At 47.7% G+C, this 20,055-nt stretch carries 21 protein-coding genes; 3 read left to right on the forward strand and 18 right to left on the reverse strand.

Translation table 11 applies throughout. The features are described 5' to 3' along the window. Positions 1–38: 38 nt before the first annotated feature. The 17 genes from RHEIN_RS04355 to RHEIN_RS04435 form a co-directional block, all read right to left on the reverse strand. The gene (locus RHEIN_RS04355) at positions 39–611 is read right to left on the reverse strand and encodes a YdeI/OmpD-associated family protein (RefSeq protein WP_008897761.1); all 573 of its coding nucleotides are present in this window, start codon (positions 609–611) and stop codon (positions 39–41) included. A gap of 120 nt (positions 612–731) precedes the next feature. After that, entirely contained in the window at positions 732–1,097 is a 366-nt protein-coding gene (locus RHEIN_RS20290) for a hypothetical protein (protein ID WP_008897762.1), read from the reverse strand. Between the two features lie 48 nt (positions 1,098–1,145). Beyond that, positions 1,146–2,036: a GGDEF domain-containing protein gene (locus tag RHEIN_RS04365; protein WP_008897763.1), complete on the reverse strand. Its 891-nt coding sequence runs from the start codon at positions 2,034–2,036 to the stop codon at positions 1,146–1,148. A 38-nt stretch (positions 2,037–2,074) separates the two neighbouring features. After that, positions 2,075–2,851, reverse strand: a complete 777-nt coding sequence (locus RHEIN_RS04370; RefSeq protein ID WP_008897764.1) for a Crp/Fnr family transcriptional regulator — start codon at positions 2,849–2,851, stop codon at positions 2,075–2,077. 353 nt (positions 2,852–3,204) lie between these two features. Further along, complete coding sequence (locus RHEIN_RS04375; protein ID WP_008897765.1) at positions 3,205–3,621, reverse strand: septation protein IspZ; 417 nt, start codon at positions 3,619–3,621, stop codon at positions 3,205–3,207. Between the two features lie 30 nt (positions 3,622–3,651). After that, on the reverse strand, positions 3,652–3,942 hold the full coding sequence (locus RHEIN_RS04380; protein WP_008897766.1) for a hypothetical protein: 291 nt from the start codon (positions 3,940–3,942) through the stop codon (positions 3,652–3,654). Positions 3,943–4,047: 105 nt separating this feature from the next. Next, positions 4,048–4,509 (reverse strand): hypothetical protein, encoded by a 462-nt coding sequence (locus tag RHEIN_RS04385; protein ID WP_008897767.1) that lies wholly within the window; start codon positions 4,507–4,509, stop codon positions 4,048–4,050. Positions 4,510–4,597: 88 nt separating this feature from the next. Continuing rightward, positions 4,598–5,239 carry a hypothetical protein gene (locus tag RHEIN_RS04390; protein ID WP_008897768.1) on the reverse strand — a complete coding sequence of 214 codons (642 nt, stop codon included), beginning with the start codon at positions 5,237–5,239 and terminating at the stop codon, positions 4,598–4,600. Positions 5,240–5,303: 64 nt separating this feature from the next. Continuing rightward, positions 5,304–6,113 carry an alpha/beta fold hydrolase gene (locus RHEIN_RS04395; protein ID WP_008897769.1) on the reverse strand — a complete coding sequence of 270 codons (810 nt, stop codon included), beginning with the start codon at positions 6,111–6,113 and terminating at the stop codon, positions 5,304–5,306. 87 nt (positions 6,114–6,200) lie between these two features. Further along, entirely contained in the window at positions 6,201–6,539 is a 339-nt protein-coding gene (locus tag RHEIN_RS04400) for a hypothetical protein (RefSeq protein WP_008897770.1), read from the reverse strand. 58 nt (positions 6,540–6,597) lie between these two features. Further along, on the reverse strand, positions 6,598–7,149 hold the full coding sequence (locus tag RHEIN_RS04405) for an AAA family ATPase (RefSeq protein WP_008897771.1): 552 nt from the start codon (positions 7,147–7,149) through the stop codon (positions 6,598–6,600). 45 nt (positions 7,150–7,194) lie between these two features. Next, positions 7,195–7,605: a DUF2784 domain-containing protein gene (locus RHEIN_RS04410; RefSeq protein WP_008897772.1), complete on the reverse strand. Its 411-nt coding sequence runs from the start codon at positions 7,603–7,605 to the stop codon at positions 7,195–7,197. A 63-nt stretch (positions 7,606–7,668) separates the two neighbouring features. After that, positions 7,669–8,169 (reverse strand): DUF2937 family protein, encoded by a 501-nt coding sequence (locus tag RHEIN_RS04415; RefSeq protein ID WP_008897773.1) that lies wholly within the window; start codon positions 8,167–8,169, stop codon positions 7,669–7,671. Between the two features lie 56 nt (positions 8,170–8,225). Then, positions 8,226–8,531 (reverse strand): hypothetical protein, encoded by a 306-nt coding sequence (locus RHEIN_RS04420; RefSeq protein WP_040554508.1) that lies wholly within the window; start codon positions 8,529–8,531, stop codon positions 8,226–8,228. Positions 8,532–8,612: 81 nt separating this feature from the next. Further along, entirely contained in the window at positions 8,613–11,333 is a 2,721-nt protein-coding gene (locus RHEIN_RS04425; RefSeq protein ID WP_008897774.1) for a cation-transporting P-type ATPase, read from the reverse strand. Positions 11,334–11,413: 80 nt separating this feature from the next. Next, positions 11,414–12,631, reverse strand: coding sequence for an NAD(P)/FAD-dependent oxidoreductase (locus RHEIN_RS04430; RefSeq protein ID WP_008897775.1), 1,218 nt, complete (start codon positions 12,629–12,631; stop codon positions 11,414–11,416). Between the two features lie 49 nt (positions 12,632–12,680). Beyond that, positions 12,681–13,253 carry an MgtC/SapB family protein gene (locus RHEIN_RS04435; RefSeq protein ID WP_237704333.1) on the reverse strand — a complete coding sequence of 191 codons (573 nt, stop codon included), beginning with the start codon at positions 13,251–13,253 and terminating at the stop codon, positions 12,681–12,683. A 262-nt stretch (positions 13,254–13,515) separates the two neighbouring features. Between RHEIN_RS04435 and RHEIN_RS04440 the strand changes: the two genes are divergently transcribed. The 3 genes from RHEIN_RS04440 to RHEIN_RS04450 all read left to right on the forward strand — a co-directional run bounded on the left by RHEIN_RS04440 (position 13,516) and on the right by RHEIN_RS04450 (position 17,910). Next, positions 13,516–15,942, forward strand: a complete 2,427-nt coding sequence (locus RHEIN_RS04440) for a catalase (protein WP_008897777.1) — start codon at positions 13,516–13,518, stop codon at positions 15,940–15,942. Between the two features lie 72 nt (positions 15,943–16,014). Further along, positions 16,015–16,635 carry a hypothetical protein gene (locus RHEIN_RS04445; RefSeq protein WP_008897778.1) on the forward strand — a complete coding sequence of 207 codons (621 nt, stop codon included), beginning with the start codon at positions 16,015–16,017 and terminating at the stop codon, positions 16,633–16,635. A gap of 156 nt (positions 16,636–16,791) precedes the next feature. Further along, positions 16,792–17,910, forward strand: a complete 1,119-nt coding sequence (locus RHEIN_RS04450; protein ID WP_008897779.1) for a hypothetical protein — start codon at positions 16,792–16,794, stop codon at positions 17,908–17,910. A 222-nt stretch (positions 17,911–18,132) separates the two neighbouring features. Here the strand turns inward: RHEIN_RS04450 and RHEIN_RS04455 are convergent, their stop codons facing one another. Then, positions 18,133–19,413 carry an amidohydrolase family protein gene (locus RHEIN_RS04455; protein ID WP_008897780.1) on the reverse strand — a complete coding sequence of 427 codons (1,281 nt, stop codon included), beginning with the start codon at positions 19,411–19,413 and terminating at the stop codon, positions 18,133–18,135. Between the last annotated feature and the right edge of the window lie 642 nt (positions 19,414–20,055).

Genomic DNA, 20,055 nt, shown 5'->3' on the forward strand with positions numbered 1-20,055 from the left:
AAGCCCCGCTGGTGAAAACCGCGGGGCTTTTTATTAACCTATATTCCGCTATTGCATTTTTTTCCGGCTTCGCTGGCTTCCATTAATTTAGCCAGTCGGGATAAACGGGTTTCGGCTTTTTTAGCGCTACAGATCCAGTGCAGCAGCACCTTTTGATAACCAGGTGGAGTGCTTGCGAAAAACGACCAGGCTGCAGCATTGCTCTGAAAAATCTGCAGTTCTTCTGCTGACAAGCTGGCAACAGTAGCTTGCTCATGTGAATACACTGCAGATTTTTGCTCTGTCCTGTAAGAGAAGGCTAACTCCCCTGCAGCTGTCATCCGCCCTTGCGCGCGAAGATCTGCAATCTTATCTATATTGATTTGACTCCAGATAGAGCTCTTTTTACGGGGCGTAAAACGTATGCTGTAGCTTTGCTCATCAATACGCTTGCGCTTGCCATCGATCCAGCCAAAACATAAAGCTTCATCCACAGACTCAGACCAGCTCATACAAGGCTTATCCGTCGTTACCTTATAAAAACCTACCAATAACTCTGTCGCAGTAGCAGCGTATAACTCCAGCCACAATCGAAAGGCCTGTGAGCTGTCAAAAAATAACGGAGTTGTCATCTTGCTCCTCATCCATTCTGGAAAAGCGCACTCTAACTGACTTAACTTTCAAAGAACAGCCTGAACCTTTGCGTTGAGTGAAAACCCAATTTCGGATAATAGTCATGGATAAAAAGAGGTTTAATTCAGTACAGAAAAACTGATTGGGCAGTCAATATGTTTCAGCATCTGGTTCACTATCACTGGCAGAGTAAAACTTGTGGTGTTGGTTAATGTTGCATTGATTAAAATGTCGCACTGGCTGAGATTTATCCCCTGGCGTACATAAAACATAGTAATGGCTTCGATGTTTTCCGGTGTCAGTATGACCAAAGCACTATAGTTGCGTGGCTTTGTATTTTTCTCATTGACTGTAATTTCCGTACCGGCTTCATCTGCTGAGTGTTCAGTGTAAGAGGCTGAATCCAGTTCGCGGCACAAGGTCAGAGCCTGCATTTTGTTTAACTGACGAAATCGAAAACTGATGTCCATCATTGAATTATTCATCTTACTCATCTTTATCTTTTTGGATCCAAAGCTGCTTTTCAGAGCTCATTAGTCCGGTTCTGTATCACTGTGATGCCGGAACAACACCACTTGCCGATCAGACCCTTTGGCCTGATACATGGCTGTATCTGCGTGTTTAATCAGCAACTGAGCTGTATCACCGTCAGCCGGAAAGAGCGCAATACCTATACTGATTTTTACGTGCAACGTCATACAGTTAAAAGTAACAGCTTCAGCCACCCGCACAGCTAACTTTTTAGCCAGAGTCAGCACATCATTTTTGTCTTTTACTTCAAGCAGCAAACAAACAAATTCGTCACCGCCCCAGCGACTAACCATATCCCCTTCGCGAACAAAAGATTGTAACCGGTTCGCCACCATCAACAATACTTTGTCGCCCATCTCATGACCGTGACTGTCGTTAATGTGTTTAAACTTATCCACGTCAATAAACATCACGGCCAGTCCCCAACCCTGCCGCTTTGCCTGAGCCAGCCCCTGGTTCAGAGCCAGCTCATAGGATGCGCGGTTCGCTAAGCCGGTCAGAGCATCGGTTAATGCCAGTTGTTGTGCCTGTCGTTCTGTCACCTGAGACTGTAATAAATCATCCCGCACTGTGGCTAAGTCTGCTTTCATACTATCAAGTTCAGATTCAATACCTATACGCACAGCTATTTCATTGGCAAGTTTAACATTCACCCTTTTTAAATCCTCTGCCGCTTTTGCCACTCTGATTTCAGCATCTGCATTTTGAGTAAGGGCTATCCTCATGGTTTGAATTGAAGCATTCCGTTGCTTTAAAACATCATTCACCGACGCCAGTTCACCGGCAGCCCTGCCAACATCTATTTTAATTTCTTCATTTTTTTTCAGTACACCATGCAGCGTCGCCCTTTTGACGGTCACCTTTTTCACGGGCACTTGCGGTTTTGCTGACATGGTTACCTCTTTATAAAAACAACAGCTTCAGAACCAGCTTAAACCGTTGGCAGTTTGACCACAGGAATAGCGGCTACATTAGTGATCACTTGTCGTTGTGGCAGATAAGGCAGTAATAATTCAGTTTCCTTTTTAACTACGCCGTAGCATTCACAACTCAAGGTTTCCAGTTTGTCTCTGTCCAGCACCTTAATCAGGCCACGCGAATAAGAAATGACGCCCAGCTGTTGCAGCTTTAATGCTGCCTGAGTAACGCCTTCACGGCGAACACCCAGCATATTGCCAATAAATTCCTGCGTCATAGTCAACTGATTGTGCGATAAGCGGTCCATAGACAATAACAGCCAGCGGCAAAGTTGCTGATCGATGGAGTGGTGCCTGTTGCATACTGCTGTCTGAGCCACCTGGGTGATCAGGGCCTGGGTGTATCGCAACATCAACAGCAATAACTGGCCGTGCCGGTTAAATTCTTCTTTCACCATAGGCCGGGGTAAACGATAGGCGTGGCCGGCACTTTGCACTATAGAGCGGCTTGGTGTGCCCTGTCCTCCCATAAACAAGGAGATGCCTAATAACCCCTCATTCCCCACCACCAGAATGGCTGTAGAAGCACCATTTTCCATAATGTACTGTAGCGATACTATGGCGTCCGTTGGAAAATAAACATGGCGCATAGTACGGCCTGATTCGTACATCAAAGAGCGCAGTGGCAGCGGCACCAATTCCAGATGCGGAAACAAACGGGCCTGAACATCAGGTGCTAAAGCCGCCAGCAGATGATTTTGCTGCGGATGCGGTTTGGGTTTTGTTGACATGCAATTCCTCTGATTGGAATGGTGATCAGGATCCGGTTAAACCGGCTGAAGATACTGCTTAGCTCAAAACAACTTCTGTGCGATATCGCACCCAAGCTCAAAACTTCACTTAACAAAACACCAGGTCAAAAACCACTGGTAAGTGCATTGCAGTTAAAGGAAAAAAGCAGATGTTTTAAGCCAGGATGCAACTGAAAAACCTTGTGGTCTTTTCACTTACAAAAATCATATAAGAACTGTACGGATCGCCCTTGCAGGATAGAGGCGAAGAAATGACTAACGGCGCTTAACATAGCACAGTAATGAGACAGAGTTACGGATATATCGCGGACAGCTGAAGCAGGATCAAGCCGTCAGACTGAAGAGGTCCGAATCATAGTAAGCCTTGCAGCAAACAGAGGCCAAAGCAGTAGCGCAATACTTTGACCATACAATTTATACAGTGACCAGATTTGCGGACTGACAACTATGCTAAATATCCATCCAAACAATGCAAGAGCGATAAAGAGCACTATCAGCATCAGGTTAAAGCTGCACCATGCCGCAGCGTGAAGCTTGAGCCTGCGTCCCCATACCAGATAAGTTAAGCCTTTGCTTTGCATCAGTGAAGCCAGAATAAATAACAGGCCAAACATACCCCAGAAAGCGGTTGGCCATAAGGTTGTCGTATTAACCAGCTTGCCAACCAAACCAAATGAGTCATTTAACAACGCCATGCCGGGCAATAGCAGCATTATTAAAAACAGATATCGCCAATACAATGCCCACATTTATTTATCTCTCTGACGCCCTCGGAACACTTAAACCAAAGCCGCATACACACTATTTAAACCAGCTGCAGCACCACAAAACACAGCTGAAAGCAAAGCGACAACACGAACCCGCTGATGATACTTTTGCTGCTCAATAGCCAGAGGCTGCACTCGTTGTCTGCCTGTCATAAAAAGCACAACAGACAAGAGCAATAAACCAGGCATCAGAAAAGGGGCTTGACTAAACACAACAGCTATCGCTGCTGCAGCAACCAGCAGTGACAAGCCAAACCAAAGGCTGGCAAGCACTATATTGTGAGGTGGTTTTTCTGTATACAAAGGCTCATCTCCATTTTAGAGCAGCTTCAAAACCACAGAAAACAGCGGTCTTCGGCTGCTTTCTGTGATGAATTAGTTATGCTTGCAAAGTGACTGCAGCACATCCTATTTACTGTAGCGGCGTATCACTGATACCTTGCCAGCTTCAAGCTCCAACACATCCAGTGCAGTTTTAGCGTAACTAAATTCTGAGCCATCGGCACGTTTTCCGCTGGCTGAAAACTTATGTTTAATCACCACAGCATTGTAGCCAACTTCATAACTCATCAGTTCAGCCTTGTATTCAGTATGGCCGCCTAAATAATGTGTCATGCCCTTACGCATCAGTGCTTTGCCGTCAGGCTCACGCGAATCATCAGGCGCATTTGGAAAATGCTGATTGCCCACATCTTCAGTCAAAAAAGACAGGTAATGTTCTAAATCTTCTTTGGTCGCATCAGGCTGCTGAGTCGCCACCTGAGCCTGATAATAAGCTTTTACAAAAGCGTCATAGTCAAAATCATCCGCAGCAACATGTGCATGATAAAAAGCAACCAACCCAAACAGCGCTACCAGTACCTTTTTCATCTAAGTTCCTTTTATTAATCTGTATCAACATAACAATAGAGCGCAGCCGACAGAGAATTAAACTCTGATTTGCAGAATGCGCAAAATATTATTTAATTTCAATACCATGCTGAGCGTATTTTTCTTCAAAATCGTTCACTGTAACTGCTGTATATTTTTCTACAAAAGCAGCCAGATGACCAATGTTGTTAAAGCTGTTGGCAAAGGCTTCTTCCTTGTCGTGGTTTGCTCTTGATATTTGTACAGAGTAGCCTCCAGACTCTTTCGATAGGGTCACTGTTGTTTTGTCCGTACCGTTCAGCTTTTCGACAACCAAAACAGGCTCAGCGGTAAGCAATGTCTCAAGCAAAGCTGCTTTTAAATAATCTTTGTTTTTCAACCAGACAGCACTATCGGCCTTGCTGTATTGATACAAAGCATAGATGACTGGCAGACTCAATACAGTCGCTACTATGACCTCCAGTGATTGTTTCTCGTCGGCCCAAAAAGCCGCGACCAGCTGTATTAAGGTTGCAATAGAAACCAAATAAAAGAACCGACGCCAGACGGCCGCATTCCAAATCCTTTTTTCCAGTGCATAACCAAAAAATCCCAGCAAATAGATCACCGAAAGCAAGGTGCTGATCATATTGGCTACTGAAAACTGCCCTACTAAAATGCTGCCATAAACACTGAAGGCAATAAGCACCAGGTAAACAATGCCATAGCTTACTAACAAACTTTTCTTCATCCAAAACTCCACCTATATGGCATCTTTCACTACAGCCTTTGTCGTTCAATAAACTGACCAGTGATTAATCTGACTCTGATTTCTCCAGCAATAACTGCAGTTCACTGAGCACCAATTCCGGCTCATCAAACTGCACGTAGTGACCGCTTTTTTTGGTTAATACAGCCCTGCCTTGCGGAAATGCTGTTGCCCATTGCTGCCACATCTCGCCCCACATCTGGCGGGCTTGCTCGGTGAAAAACAGGTTGCCTGGCTTTTCATGAGTTTTAACCGAAGCAATAACTGTGACTGGCATATCTTTGATTTGCGGGTAATCCGGCAGCGGTCTTTTACTCCAGAAATCCAGATACTGGTTCGACATACCATTGGCCATATCATCCAGCTTGATTTGCGCTATTTCGCGATTCGCTCGCTGCAAATCGATGGCACGCATAATATCGACATCATGCTCAGAGGAAGGGTCTAGCATCAAGAGTGCTTTCACCTGTGCTGGGTAAGTTGCGGCGAAATCCCGGGCTATACTGCCACCATAGGAATGCGACACCAGTATAACTGGCGCTGTTATATTCAGTTTGAGCAGAAGCTCGCTGGCATAATCGGCGTAATCACGTGATGTAAAATGGCGTTTTATAGCGGTGGAGTTGCCGTTGCCAGCCCTGGAGTAACGGATCACAGTGGCCTGCTTTGCCATACGCTGAAATACCGGTTCCCAGTCTGACATTGCAGCACCACCACCAGCTTCCAGCAAAATAACGGTTTTACCTCTCCCCGCCATTTCATATTCAAGTTCAGCATCTTTCACTTGTACTAATTTGCTGCCTGCGGCAGAAAGGAAAAAAGACAACAGTGCACAAATCACCAGAATAAACTTCAAACTAACTCCTTACTCAAACTCAATGATAAAGAACCGACCAGAACACTGCGCTCTCACTACTGACGAATCAAACGCAGAATTTCTTTTTTACTTTTCAGCATTTTCAGTGATCAGTAAAGTAGTACAGTCTGGGCTTTTAAGCTGAACTGGCACAAAAGAATTGATATCTGCTGAATAGATATCGCCAGACCAGAGATTAGGCTGTGCGACGTCAGGAAGCAGATTTTTCACCACAGTTAATCCCTCAGCCCCGGCGTTCAACGAATGCTGTTTCACTTTAATTGTTTGCAGGCTGGTATCAAGCACCAGAGAAACATCTTTTTCCGCGTGTTTCCAAATGCCGGCAATATCACAGGACTGGCTAAATACTGGAAATGACACAAGAGCAATAATGAAACTCAGTGATATAAATGCGGTGTAAAACATACTCTTCCTTGTTTAAACCACTTTCGAAGACCGCAACATTCTATAGTTGAAAAGCGGTTCAGGTGAGCGTTTTTTTCTGCTGTTTAGCCAGATAATGTTCAATTTCGAGTGCCGACTGCTGAATAGTTAATCCGGTGCTGTTGAGATGGAAAGTTTCAACTTCAGCTATATTCACAGAAAAATCGAATCGGTTCAGATAATCCTCAAGATAAAGTTTCGACTGAATTTTATTGGTGTTTTTCCGTTGTTCAGACGTCACCCGACTAATGTGTTCTTCCAGATCACAGGATAATCTGACAAAGTCGGCCTTGATCTGATGCTCATTGAGCAGCTCAAAAAGGCCTTCGATAAAGTAATTACTGGCCGGATAAACGTAACAGAAGGTAAAAACGATTCCTGCGACTTTCTTGTCAATCAGCGTTCTGAATGCGTCTAAGCAAATCTTGCGTTGGTACTTTTCAAACCCCGTATTACCAAAGCCCACAACAGCACAAGCAATGTCAAAAGCCAGATGCTGAGGAAATAGATGCCACTCGTTTCGTTTTGCCAGCTCACGTCCGACGCTTTCTTTGCCGACGCCTGAGGCACCATAAATCATCACAAATTTCATGCTTATCTTCCTTGAATAATAAAACGCCGCATAAAGAACTGAAACTCACTCTTTACCGCTACGGCCTTTTGGCCGAACAACAAACCAGCTAGCCAAAACCAATAAGCCAAAAGCGCTGTACAGCAGAATAAATACCCATTCCGGCGCTGTGTAAAACAGCAACTGATGTAACCAGTGCTGAATAAAAGAGCCTGAGTAAGTCACAGCTCCGGCTTCTTTTCGAAGTGCCATTTCCCAAATGGTTAAAGGGCAAATCACACCCAACCAGGATTGCAGGACCACTATGCCAATAGCAAACAAATGCAGCAACCTGAAGGCCAGGTTTCTGACCCACAGCCAGTTCAGGAAATACCCCAGATAAATAGCCAAAAGCCCAAAGACGACAAAACAGACAAAAAGCACATGTACCAGCAAAATCGCATCAGCCACTACAAGCAGCAGCAGTTCTCTGGACATGGCATTTCCTCTCAATGTCTATTTATTGGCAGTGACCAGACAAGTTTAACGTTACACGCGCTGTTAGTACTGCTCTGCACGACGACCTGAGCGCATGAGTCTGAACGGCAACATAATCAGCATATTTAATAACAAAGCCAACACCACACCAAACAACAAGCCACTTGCATTGAGCGGTATTCCCACTTTGAAATTCTGTAGCACTTCTTTCACCACATGAACTCTGTCGGGATGCAGCATAAAGATCATCTTCTCTAACAAATTGCCATGGGCAAAGATATCCATGCCGCTGGTTAACTCCTGCAATAACTCAACAGTTTGCCGTTTTTGTTCTGCATCCGTTCTGACACTGGGTTCAGCGTTTTTCAGGTGGTTATCAATCATAGAGTTCACGTCAGCAAACTGATGGGCTTTTGCAGTGGCTTCGTAGCCATCCACTTGCCATTTGGTGGCACTGTAGAGGCCTGACAAATACTGATGATAATGATCGACCAGCAAAGGCATTTGCAGCGCTAAAATTAACGCTGCACCAAAAACCAACTTATCGAGCAGTCTTCCAATCAAAATGAAGCGTCCTGTATCCGGTTATCGAATTAAAAATAGTTATGCGGTGAAAATAGTTATGCTGTGAAGGCAAACACCAGGGCCAGCATTAAAACAGCCAGTCCCCAGGGAAATGGCGACGCCCACCAACTGAATGAATTTTCCCGCGCCGCAATGGAATCCTGTCGCAGTTGTGCTGTTTTTTCGTGAGTGGGTTCAAACTTTGCTTTTAGTTGCGGCCCGGGAAATAATCCAAAGGTAACCCCCAGTACTATCACATACCAGCCAGCGTTAGAGTGAGCCGGAAAATACCAAAGCATAAAGAGGCCAATACTCAGCAACACGCAAAAGCTTATCAGTTCAATTTTTGTAGGTAGTTTCATCATTTTAACCCGTCTGGACCAACAGATTAAAAGGCAGCATTTTGCACTGAACTCCAGTGCAAAATGCTGATAGCTAAGCTGTCAGTGACTATTTAACTTAGAACGAATAGCAAAACGGATTTGCTTTTCAGTTTCAACAATGGCAAACAAGGCTACACCTATGGCAAATACCAATACGCCGTCCCAAAAGGGAACCGACTCTGTAGCAAACACAGTTTGCAGTGCTGGCAGATAGGTAATGGCAAACTGCGCTGCTGTCACAGCAATCACCACCATCCATACCACTTTTGTGCCACGTATTGCCTTCCAGGTCAACGAAGTGCTGTAGATATTTCTGATAAAAAACAGATGAAAAATCTCCATGGCAACCAGGGTGTTAAGCGCTAAAGTTCCAGCCAGTTCCACAGAATAACCTCTTTCTATGGCGAAATAATAAATACCGTAAACGCCAGCTAAAAAAAGCAATGAGACAAAAATGATATGCCATATCAGTTCACCGCTTAACAAGGGCTCACTGCGCGGACGGGGCGGCCGGCGCATGGTATGGTCTTCAGTGGGCTCGAAAGCTAATGCAATGCCCAAAGTAATGGCGGTAATAAGATTGATCCACAGGATCTGTACCGGAGTGATGGGCAAGGCAATACCTAAAAGCAAAGCCACAATAATCACCATGGCTTCACCTGCATTGGTCGGCAGTGTCCAGCTAATCACTTTTTTAAGATTGGCATACACAGTACGTCCTTCACGGACAGCAGCAACAATGGAGGTAAAATTGTCATCGGCAAGCACCAGCTCTGCCGCTTCTTTGGCCGCTTCAGAGCCTTTAAGCCCCATGGCAATACCAGCGTCAGCGCGTTTTAATGCAGGTGCATCATTCACGCCATCTCCTGTCATGGCCACCGTCATATCCTGAGCTTGCAAGGCGGTCACCAGCCGTAGTTTATGCTCAGGACTGGTACGGGCGAAAATATCACAGTCAAGAACAACGGCGCTGAGCGCCTGATCGTCCATCGCATCCAAATCAGCACCTGTCAGCACTTTGTCCGGATTTTGCAGGCCAATTTGACGACCAATGGCTGCTGCTGTTTTCGCATGGTCGCCGGTAATCATTTTTACCCGGATCCCGGCTTCATAGCACTCTGCTATAGCGGCGATAGCTTCAGGTCTCGGCGGGTCGCTCATTCCTACCATGCCCAGCAAAGTAAGGGCTCCCTCCACATCCTGATGCTGCAACACTTTATGGTCTGCTGGCATTGCCTTCAGTGCAAAAGCGAGGACCCGTTGCCCCTTCGCTGCTATAGCTTCAGCTTGTTGCTGCCAATAGCCGCTATCAAGAGCTTGCTCTGTGCCATCGCTACCCATTTGCTGCTGACACATACTCAGAATACGTTCAGGCGCACCTTTGACAAATACAAAGGCATTTTGGTCAGGATCATGATTTAAAGTCGCCATAAAACGATGTCGGGCATCAAAGGGAATGGCATCAGTACGAGTCCAGTCCTTTTGTCCTTTGCGAACTTCCATGCCCATTTTCCCGGCGAAAGCAAGCAAAGCCCCTTCCATTGGGTCGCCTTCTGCCTGCCATTGACCCTCTTTTTCATGCAATGCAGCATCATTACAAAGTGCGGCGGCCCTGGCCAGTTTGTCCAATACCCCATAGTCAGACGGGGACACATAAGTGTCGTCCAGCGACAATAGACCTTCAGGTGCATAACCTTCACCTTCCAGGCTAAACAAGTGTTCTGAAGTCAGGACCGAAGTCACCACCATTTCATTGCGGGTTAAAGTGCCTGTTTTATCTGAACAAATGACCGAAACCGCCCCCAGTGTTTCGATGGCAGGCAGTCGTCGTACTATCACCTGTCGTCTGGCCATAGCTTGCACGCCAACGGCCAGAGTAATAGTAAGTATGGCGGGTAAACCTTCTGGAATAGCAGCAACGGACAAGCCGACCACTGCCATAAACAAATCCGCGAAGGCAGTGTTGGCAACAAAATAACCATAAAGCAGCAAAAGCGCCGCAATACAGAGGATCAGCGCAGTCAGCCACTTTGCAAAGACACTCATTTGTTTAACCAAAGGAGTGCTGAGCGTTTCTACTTCTGATAAAAGGTGACTGATCCGTCCTATTTCTGTATTTCCCGCTGTGGCCACCACAACACCCTTGCCCTGGCCAGCAACCACCAGAGTCCCGGAAAATGCCATACAGAGACGATCACCAAGAGCTGCATCTGCTGCCACTGCTTTTGTCTGCTTTTGAACAGGCACAGACTCACCTGTCAGAATAGCTTCCTGTACTGACAGGCCATGGACACTGAGCAAACGTAAATCGGCAGGTACCTTATCGCCAGCCTCCAGCAGCACTATGTCACCTGGCACCAGCTTTTCTCCCTCAATACTGGCACGTTCACCACCCCGAATGACATTGGCACGAGGCGCAAGCATCTGACGAATAGCATCCATTGCCTTTTCTGCTTTACCTTCCTGAATAAAGCCCATAATGGCGTTAGCAACCACAACCGCCAGAATAACCCCGGTATCGATCCAATGCCCCAGTATTGCGGTAATAAAGGCAGAACCAAGCAAAACATAAATGAGAATATTGTGGAAATGCAGCAGGAAACTTATCACTACACTGCGTTTTTCCGCTTCGGGTAAACGATTAGGCCCATTTTTTTCAAGACGCGCTTGTGCTTCTTGCAGCTCCAAACCTGAAGTGGAGCTGTTCAATTCATCAAGCGACGACTCTGCTGGCTCGCTGTGCCAACTGGTTTTCTGCTTATCCAATTCTGATGTTTGCATTTTTTTCCCTGCCTTGTGTTGCACTCTGAACTGTTGCAACTGGTAGTGAGTGATAACTCTTTAAGTTTGCCAGCTTCATATCAGCCATACCCCAGCCGGGCAAAGGAGAATAACTCTGTTAATGGATGTGATCGGCGCTCTATTTGTGCGCGTAATAAGCCTGCCCCCAGCATGCTGTAGGTAATGCCATTGCCGCCATAAGCCAGAGCAAAGACTACACGAGGCCCGTACTGGGAATGCTGACCAAAAAGCGGTAATCCGTCTTTGGTTTCAGCAAATTTACCAGCCCAGGCGAAAGCCGGCTTTGCCTGAAGTTGCGGAAATAACAGTGCGACTTTACGCTGTAAAGTTGCAGCTTTGCGGTCAACCAACTTGTCTCTGCGCGCCGGAATATCGCAGTCATCATCTTCGCCGCCTACCAGAAGGCGTCCATCCCCAGTGCTGCGTAAATAAATATAGGGCCGTGATGACTCCCAGACTAAAGTAGTGGCCAACCAGCCGAGTTGAGCTGGATCAACAGGGTCAGTGATATAGGCAAAACTGCTGCGATTTTGTGCCACTTTTTGCTTTAACCAGCACTGAGCTTCATAGCCACTGGCGATCACCAGATGCTTCGCCTTAATCAGCATGCCCTGATCTGTGGTGAGCTGAACCGAACTCTTTGTTGCTGTGATAGTTTTCACTTCGGTGCGATCAAATACAGCTGTGCCCTGCTGGCGCATTCTGTGCAGTAGTTTTGACGCAAGCCGGTAAGGATCAACCCGGGCAGCCACAGTGCTTAAAATAGCCGCTGGAGCTGTCAGTTGGTACTCTTCTTTCAGAGCCTGTCTGCTCAGCCAATGCACAGGAAAACCATGGTTTTTACGCCAGGAAAATTCGTCGGCAAGGCTCGGTGTATCTTTAGTTTTACTGGCGTAATACAGGCTTTCACAGTGCGCAAAATCAACATCACCTATCTGTTGGGCTAACACCGCAACCCGGGCTATAGCCTTCAGGCTGGATTGATAAGCTAAAAGCGCTGAAGCCTCACCGTAGCTTTTGGCTAATTCTGTGGCATGAGTGTCAATTTCATACTGCAGTAAGGCGGTACTGGCTGAGGTGCTGCCCCAGCAGACATCCCGCTGATCAATCACGACCACATCATGCCCATGTGAAGCCAATTCATCGGCAATAAGCGCCCCGGTGATACCAGCGCCCATCACCACCACATCGCAGCTAAGGTTGCTGTCAAGTTGCGGGAACGCATGCATCAGACCATTTTTGATGGCCCAATACGGATAACCGCTTTTTAAATCCACAGCTCGCTCCTTATGCTGAACGGAAAACAGCTTGAAGCCTGCTCAGGCCTCAGCTCAGATCTTTTTGTTGGGTTTTGTCTTGCTGGCTTTCGTTGCTCTGGCCCTCGTTTTGTGGTTTTTCATTGCCTGAAGCTCCAAGCAAAGCTTTAGCCGGGCTCATAAACCTCAGAGTAAAAAACGTCAGGGCACTGAGCACCAGTGCAATTTCGAGCCTGCCTGTCGCCACTGAAATGCCTATGGCACCGGTTAACCATAAACTTGCCGCTGTTGCAGTGCCGGACACTGAGCCTTCTCCTTTCACTGCATTTTTAAGAATGGCGCCACCGCCAATAAAACCTATACCAGCGATGATGCCTTGCATCACCCGGGCTTCAGCATCTGTTGAACTCAGCACCTCAATACCCACCAGCATATAGCCACAAGAAGCCACAGCCACCAGCGGAAAAGTACGCAAGCCAGCAGTGCGCTCTTTTTTTTCCCTGTCCCAGCCAATAGGCAAAGCCAGGATAAAAGCAAACAACAAGTCGCGGATATGTAAAGCAACCACAGTCAATTCAAGGTCGGGGATCAGGTTCATAGGCCTCAGCAACAGCAGGTGAAAGTGGATAAAAAAAATCATCATCAATAGCTGTTTATCCGACTTCAGATACAACACAACAGTTGATTGATAACCAGCCTGAGCGATGCAGGCCAGAGCGTCGGTGCGCTGTCACACTCAGGATGAAATCGGAACAGTCAAGCCAGATCAGGGGTACAGCGAAGGTGCTGAAAGAGAGTTCGTTATCGAACAGACACCACCTGCCAGCGGCGTAAGAATCGATGCAGGTTAGCGGTTCCAGCGGCAGTTCTTTTGCCTGCCGTCCACATCTCACCGGAGAACAATTATGACGAAGAATAAAAAGCCAGATAAGTCGTCGCAGCTGAAAAACAAAGATGCACCATCAGTCGTCACAGCACCTGACCAAGGGGCTGTACTCAAAACAAACGACATAGTGGCAGAGCAAGCCAGTGCTATAGACGCTTTGGTTGGCGCAGTGCCCTACAATAGCAACAAAGCGCTCGAATATGGTCACGACAACGCTTTAATGCCGCAGCCTGGAGCTACTGCAGTGCCACGATCCATTGCTTTGACGGCAAGCACTGCGACGGAAGATACAGGCACAGCTAAAAGCGGCAGCGCAGTGCGCCCTGGCACTAACCCAACAGTAGCTTCGCTGAACAGAGTCAGGGTAGATGCAAGTGACCGGCCTTTAACTACTAATCAGGGTGTTCGTATCAGTGACAACCAGAACAGCCTGAAAGCCGGTTTGCGTGGGCCAAGCTTGCTTGAAGACTTTATACTGCGGGAAAAAATCACCCATTTTGACCACGAGCGGATCCCCGAGCGCATAGTTCATGCCCGTGGTTCAGGTGCACATGGTTACTTCAAAGCCTATGACGCACTTGGCAAATACACCAAAGCAGCGCCTTTCGCCGAAGAAGGCAAAATCACCCCTGTTTTTGTACGTTTTTCGACGGTCGCAGGAGAACGGGGCTCTAAAGATACTGCGCGTGATGTGCGTGGTTTTGCGGTGAAATTTTATAGCGACGAAGGCAATTGGGACCTGGTGGGTAACAATATGCCTGTGTTTTTTATTCAGGATGCGATGAAGTTTCCTGATCTGGTTCATGCCGTCAAACCTGAACCCCATCACGGTATGCCTCAGGCCGCATCGGCCCATGATACCTTCTGGGATTTTGTCTCTTTGATGCCTGAATCTACCCATATGCTGATGTGGCTGATGTCAGACCGCGCTCTGCCGCGCAGTTATCGCATGATGCAAGGGTTTGGCGTTCATACCTTCCGCTTGGTGAACGAAGAGGGCCAATCCATATTCTGCAAGTTTCACTGGAAACCACTACAAGGCACTCATGCGTTGCTTTGGGATGAAGCAGTGAAAATATCAGGCGCCGATCCCGACTTTCACCGCCGTGATTTATGGGAAGCCATAGAGTCGGGAGAGTTTCCGGAATGGGAGCTGGGTCTGCAGTTATTCACAGAAGAACAAGCCGCTGGCTTTAGTTTTGATGTGCTTGATGCCACCAAGCTGATCCCGGAAGAACTGGTGCCAGTTCTGCCGGTCGGATTGATGGTGCTGAATCGTAACCCTGACAACTTCTTCGCTGAAACCGAACAGGTTGCGTTCTGCACAGCACATATTATACCGGGCATAGATTTTTCTAATGACCCGCTGCTTGCAGGCCGGATCCATTCCTATGTGGATACCCAAATCACCCGTCTTGGCGGCGCTAACTTTCACGAAATTCCAATCAACTCGCCACTTGCCTCAGTACAAAATAACCAACGAGATGGCATGCACAGGCAAGCGCTGAATCGTGGCCGTGTTGCTTATGAGCCGAATTCATTGGCGGGTGGTTGCCCTTTTCAGGCCGGAGCCAGTCAGTCAGCCGTCAGTCAGGCCGGTAACGGCGGTTTTATGTCCTTTCCTGACAGGATCAGCGAAGACAAAGTGCGGGGCAAACCAGAAAAATTTGCTGAACATTACCTGCAAGCTATGTTGTTTTTTAATAGCCAGACTGCGGTTGAAAAAGCCCATATTACCGATGCGTTTCGCTTTGAACTGAGCAAAGTGGCGGTGCCTGCCATTCGCAGCCGCATGCTGTCCTCTCTGGTCAATGTATGCCCTGACTTGGCCGCTGAAGTGGCAGCTGGTTTGGGCATGGATCTGCCAGACGCCATGCCTAAAGCCATTCTTGAACCTCAACTGCCTGAAGTCACAGTCTCAGCCGCCTTATCTATGATGGCGTTGCCGGGCGACTGTGGTATTCGCACCCGTCAGGTAGCCATTTTGATTGAGGATGGAGTTAGGTATAGCTCGCTGCTTTGCCTTTATGACGCGCTGACAGAAGCTGGCGCCGTGGTTCATTTTGTTGGGCCACGCATAGGCATATTTACCTGCGCTTCAGGCGAAAAAATTGAAGCAGACCGCTCATTGGAGAACTCTCCGGCCGTATTGTTTGATGCCGCTGTATTGCCCGATGGCAACGAAGCAATCCGGGCACTCGCAGCCAATAAGCATAGTCTCGGATTTATCCGCGACTTGTACCAGCACTGCAAAACCATCCTTGCTTTGGGGGATGGCCGGGAACTGCTTGATATAGCAGGCGTTGGGCCTGGTGTGGATGAAAACGAGGGCATTTTGATGGCAGACAGCAGCAGTTTCGCCGCCATAGTGCCGGAATTTATCCATGCTGTGGCAGCGCATCGCCATCCATCCCGGGATCCAGCTACTAAAGCTGTAGCCAGTTAATCACTCCATCTGTGTGCGAGGTCTGCGCACAGCCTGCCACGGCTTCAAGTGGTGTTACCAAAGGATAAAACGATGAAAAAAACACCTTACATCAAAAAGCAACTGCACGAGCTGTTGTATCAGGCGCTAGAGACAGAACGCGGCGGCATAAAAATCTACGAAACAGCACTGCTGTGTGCACAAAACAAGGATTTAAAAACTGAATGGCAAGAGTATCTGGAACAAACACTCAGCCACGAAAAAGCACTGGTGGATGTGTTTGGTGAGCTTGGACTGGACCCCGACACTATAACGCCAGGCCGTGAAGTCGTCGCTCACATTGGCGATTCGCTGGTGAAAGCCATGCTGATGGCCAAAGCACGAGGCAGTGCTGCTGCAGCACAATTGGTCGCTGGCGAGTGTGTGGTTTTGGCTGAAACTAAAGATCACCAAAATTGGGAGCTGATTGGGCATCTGGCAAAACACGGCCAGGGTGAAGAAACAACTGCGCTTTTGGCTGCATTTGAGCTGGTAGAGCAGGATGAGCACCATCATTTGTATCACACCAAAGGTTTTCTGCGTGAATTGTGGATTGAATCCCTGGGTTTACCTGCCGTTCTGCCGCCTCCGGAAGAAGTAAAAAAAGTAGAAACGGCTATAGGCGCAGCCCGGGCAGAACAGGATCGCGACAGCATGCTGAAGTCGAAACACTGATGAATACCACAGCAGGGTTGCACCCAAAACAATTCAGCCAGCCACAAAGAACCTGCGCTGTTAAACCGCTGTTTTCCAATGACGCTAACTATGCAAACACCAACAGCCTCACTCACTTTACGATTTTATTGATCAATAACAGAAATGGAGAATCTTATGTCATACGTTAACCAGGGTTTGGACCCGATAGCAGAACGCCGTGTTCCTTCCCACATTGTTGATGCATCCGGAGGCAACCAGAGCGCTGTTTCATGGGCAGCGATTTTTGCCGGAGCTGCCGGAGCTGCCGCCTTATCATTGCTACTGATGATACTGGGCACTGGGCTTGGATTCTCTGCTGTGTCGCCATGGAGTATGGAAGGTATCAGCGCGACCAGCTTTGGGGTGGCAGCTATCATCTGGCTGAGTTTCACCCAGTTGGCTGCATCCGGCATGGGTGGCTATTTAGCTGGTCGTTTGCGTACCAAATGGACAGACTTACACACAGACGAAGTGTACTTCCGCGATACAGCCCACGGTTTTCTTACCTGGGCCGTCGCATCACTGCTGACAGCGGTCATCATGACATCAGTCGTCAGTGCAGTGGGCAGTGGTATGCGTGCCAGCGCTGAAATGGTTGGTGGGGCAGCAGGTGTTGTAGCCGGAACAGCTGCAGGTTCAGCGGCAACTATGGCAGCCAATGAAAACGGCTCTGGCGACAACAAAGATGCTCTGGGCTATTTTGTGGATTCATTATTCCGTACTGATGCACAAAGTTCCACCGAAAATACAACCTCAAGAGCAATCCAACCTTCGCCTGATGTTTTGGCTGGACGAGTCGCCTCATCAACAAATGCACTGACTCCTGAAGCCCAGGCACAAGGAGCTATAGCACCAGCAAATGAAACTGCCTCACAAGTTCAGACGGAAAGAACAGCATCACGCAGCAATGGATCGGATCAGGACATTCGTGACATTCCTGCTGGTGAAGTGACACGGATATTTGCCCGAGCCTTATACGCAGGTGAATTACCACAAGAAGATCAAAGCTATATAGCTCAATTGATTGCACAGCAGACGGATCTGAGTCAGCAGGACGCTGAGCAACGTGTATCTGAGGGCTTTGATAAAGTAAAAACCATGCTGGAAAACGCCGAAACTACGGCTCGTGAAGCTGCAGATGATGCCCGCAAAGCATCAGCTTATGCCGCACTCTGGATGGCTGTAGCCCTGCTGTTTGGTGCCTTCGTCGCAAGCCTGATGGCGGTTTATGGCGGTCGTCAACGTGATGCGTAAATCACACTCACTCGATTAAAAGGAGATCGTTATGCGTTCAGTATTACTCTGGTTTCTTGGGATCCCAATTCCCATCATCATCTTAATCGCCATACTCTTTTAGAGCATGCGATTCCCTTTACCAGTGTGCGTGGTGCTATCTGGTAAAGGTTTTTTATCAACCACACAAGAATAAACGGCAGAGGATTCTCCCCTGCCCTTTACTCATACTGAACAACAATTTTAATGGATAACTTTGCCTTGATGGATCACCGCAGAAATCTTTTGGCTATTGCGAATATCTTCAATGGGTGAGCTATCCAGAATCACCAGACTGGCCTCTGCACCAGCTTGTAAGCCTGCTGGTTTGCCCAAAAAAAGCCTTGCATCACTGGTCGCACTGGCCAGCGCTTGCCAGGTGGTTAGTCCTGAGGCAACAAACTTTTCCATTTCCCGATGCACAGTAAAACCTTGTAAAGTGCCATAGTTGCCTGCGTCAGTGCCGCTCAATAACAACACATCAGCCGCCACCAGATGTTTCATCGACAAGTAGTATTTTTCAGTTCTTTGTTTCGCTTGTTGCTTTTGTTCGGGCGTCATATCACTGGCTGCTTTTTGATAACCTTGAATAATACGGGGGTCTGCTAATTGTTTGGCAAGAGCAGATTGCAGCACATCGGAGAACATAAACTCATATTCATCGGTATCACAGGCAAGAGTTGGAATAACAACCACTTTATGGGCTGCCAGCCTCTGCGCTAATTCAGCTGTGATCGCTGCATCATCCGGCAAGTGGGTGATGGCATCAGCACCTGCTGCTATGGCACTGTCGATATCAGCCAAAGTATGAATATGCACTATGGTTTTTATACCCCGCTTTTTCGCTTCATCCACTGAGGTTTTAAGTAAAGCAGGAGAAAGCGATGGCAAGCTGCCGCCTATAGTACTGACCAGCTTAATCACATCGGCTTGTTTAGCTGCTAACTCAGCAATCTGCTGCCGGGCTTCATCTTCGCTTTTGATGGTCCGGGTTTTACCAAATTGCGAGCAGTGCCCGCCGGGCGCGGTTAAACAAGACAAGCTGGTATAGATATCAGCACCAGCTATTAAGCCCTGTTGTTGCAGCCGTCTGTGTTCAAACAGCTGATCTTCATTGCCAAATAAATCAACAAACCCCGTTACTCCTGCATGCAACACCACTTGAGCTGTGGTGCCTGGCCCCATAATTTCACTTTGAGCATTTGGGCCACGATTACCAAAAGCATGGGTGTGCATATCAATCAACCCGGGGATCACAAACTTGCCATTAATATCCAGCTGTTGCCCGGTAAAATTTGCCGGAATACTGTCCAGTCTGGCAATAATGCCGGTTTCATCCAGCAGCAGATGTTGTTTGGTGATGCTCTGATCGCTGGGGTCCAATAAAGTACCATGGGTCAGAAGTAGCTGCCCGGCAACGACGGGTAATGCTGAAACACAATAAATACAGAGGAAAAGTGTGAGTTTTATCAGGCTGTTCTTCATACGGCACCTCCATGTGCCGTACCAAGACCGGCAGCCTGCGGCTGTGAAAATTGTCTATCCTGCCAATTTTTCATACGGCACCTCCATGTGCCGTACCCTGAAGAGCAGCCTGCGGCTGTGAAAATTGTCTGTCCTGCCAATTTTTCATACGGCACCTCCATGTGCCGTACCCTGAAGAGCAGCCTGCGGCTGTGAAAATTGTCTGTCCTGCCAATTTTTCATACGGCACCTCCATGTGCCGTACCCAGACCGGCAGCCTGCGGCTGTGAAAATTGTCTGTCCTGCCAATTTTTCATACCGCACCTCCATGTGCCGTACCCTTTAGAGCAGCCTGCGGCTGTGGAAATTGTCTGTCCTGCCAATTTTTCATACGGCACCTCCATGTGCCGTACCCAGACCGGCAGCCTGCGGCTGTGGAAATTGTCTGTCCTGCCAATTTTTCATTCTTAATCCTTTAGTTCAAACGGCTTATTGTGGAAAAAAATATTGCTCAGAGGCCCACACAAATGAGCCACCAAACTTTGTTTACACCACTTAGTCGTAGCAAAAAGGGAAAAGGTTTGAATGTGTTTCAACTACTTATAAAAAATTGTCTGCCAAAGGTGTCTCTGTTTTTATCCTTAACACTTGGGCCCCAAGGTT

The sequence above is a fragment of the Rheinheimera sp. A13L genome, from assembly GCF_000217935.1.
Lineage (GTDB): Bacteria > Pseudomonadota > Gammaproteobacteria > Enterobacterales > Alteromonadaceae > Pararheinheimera.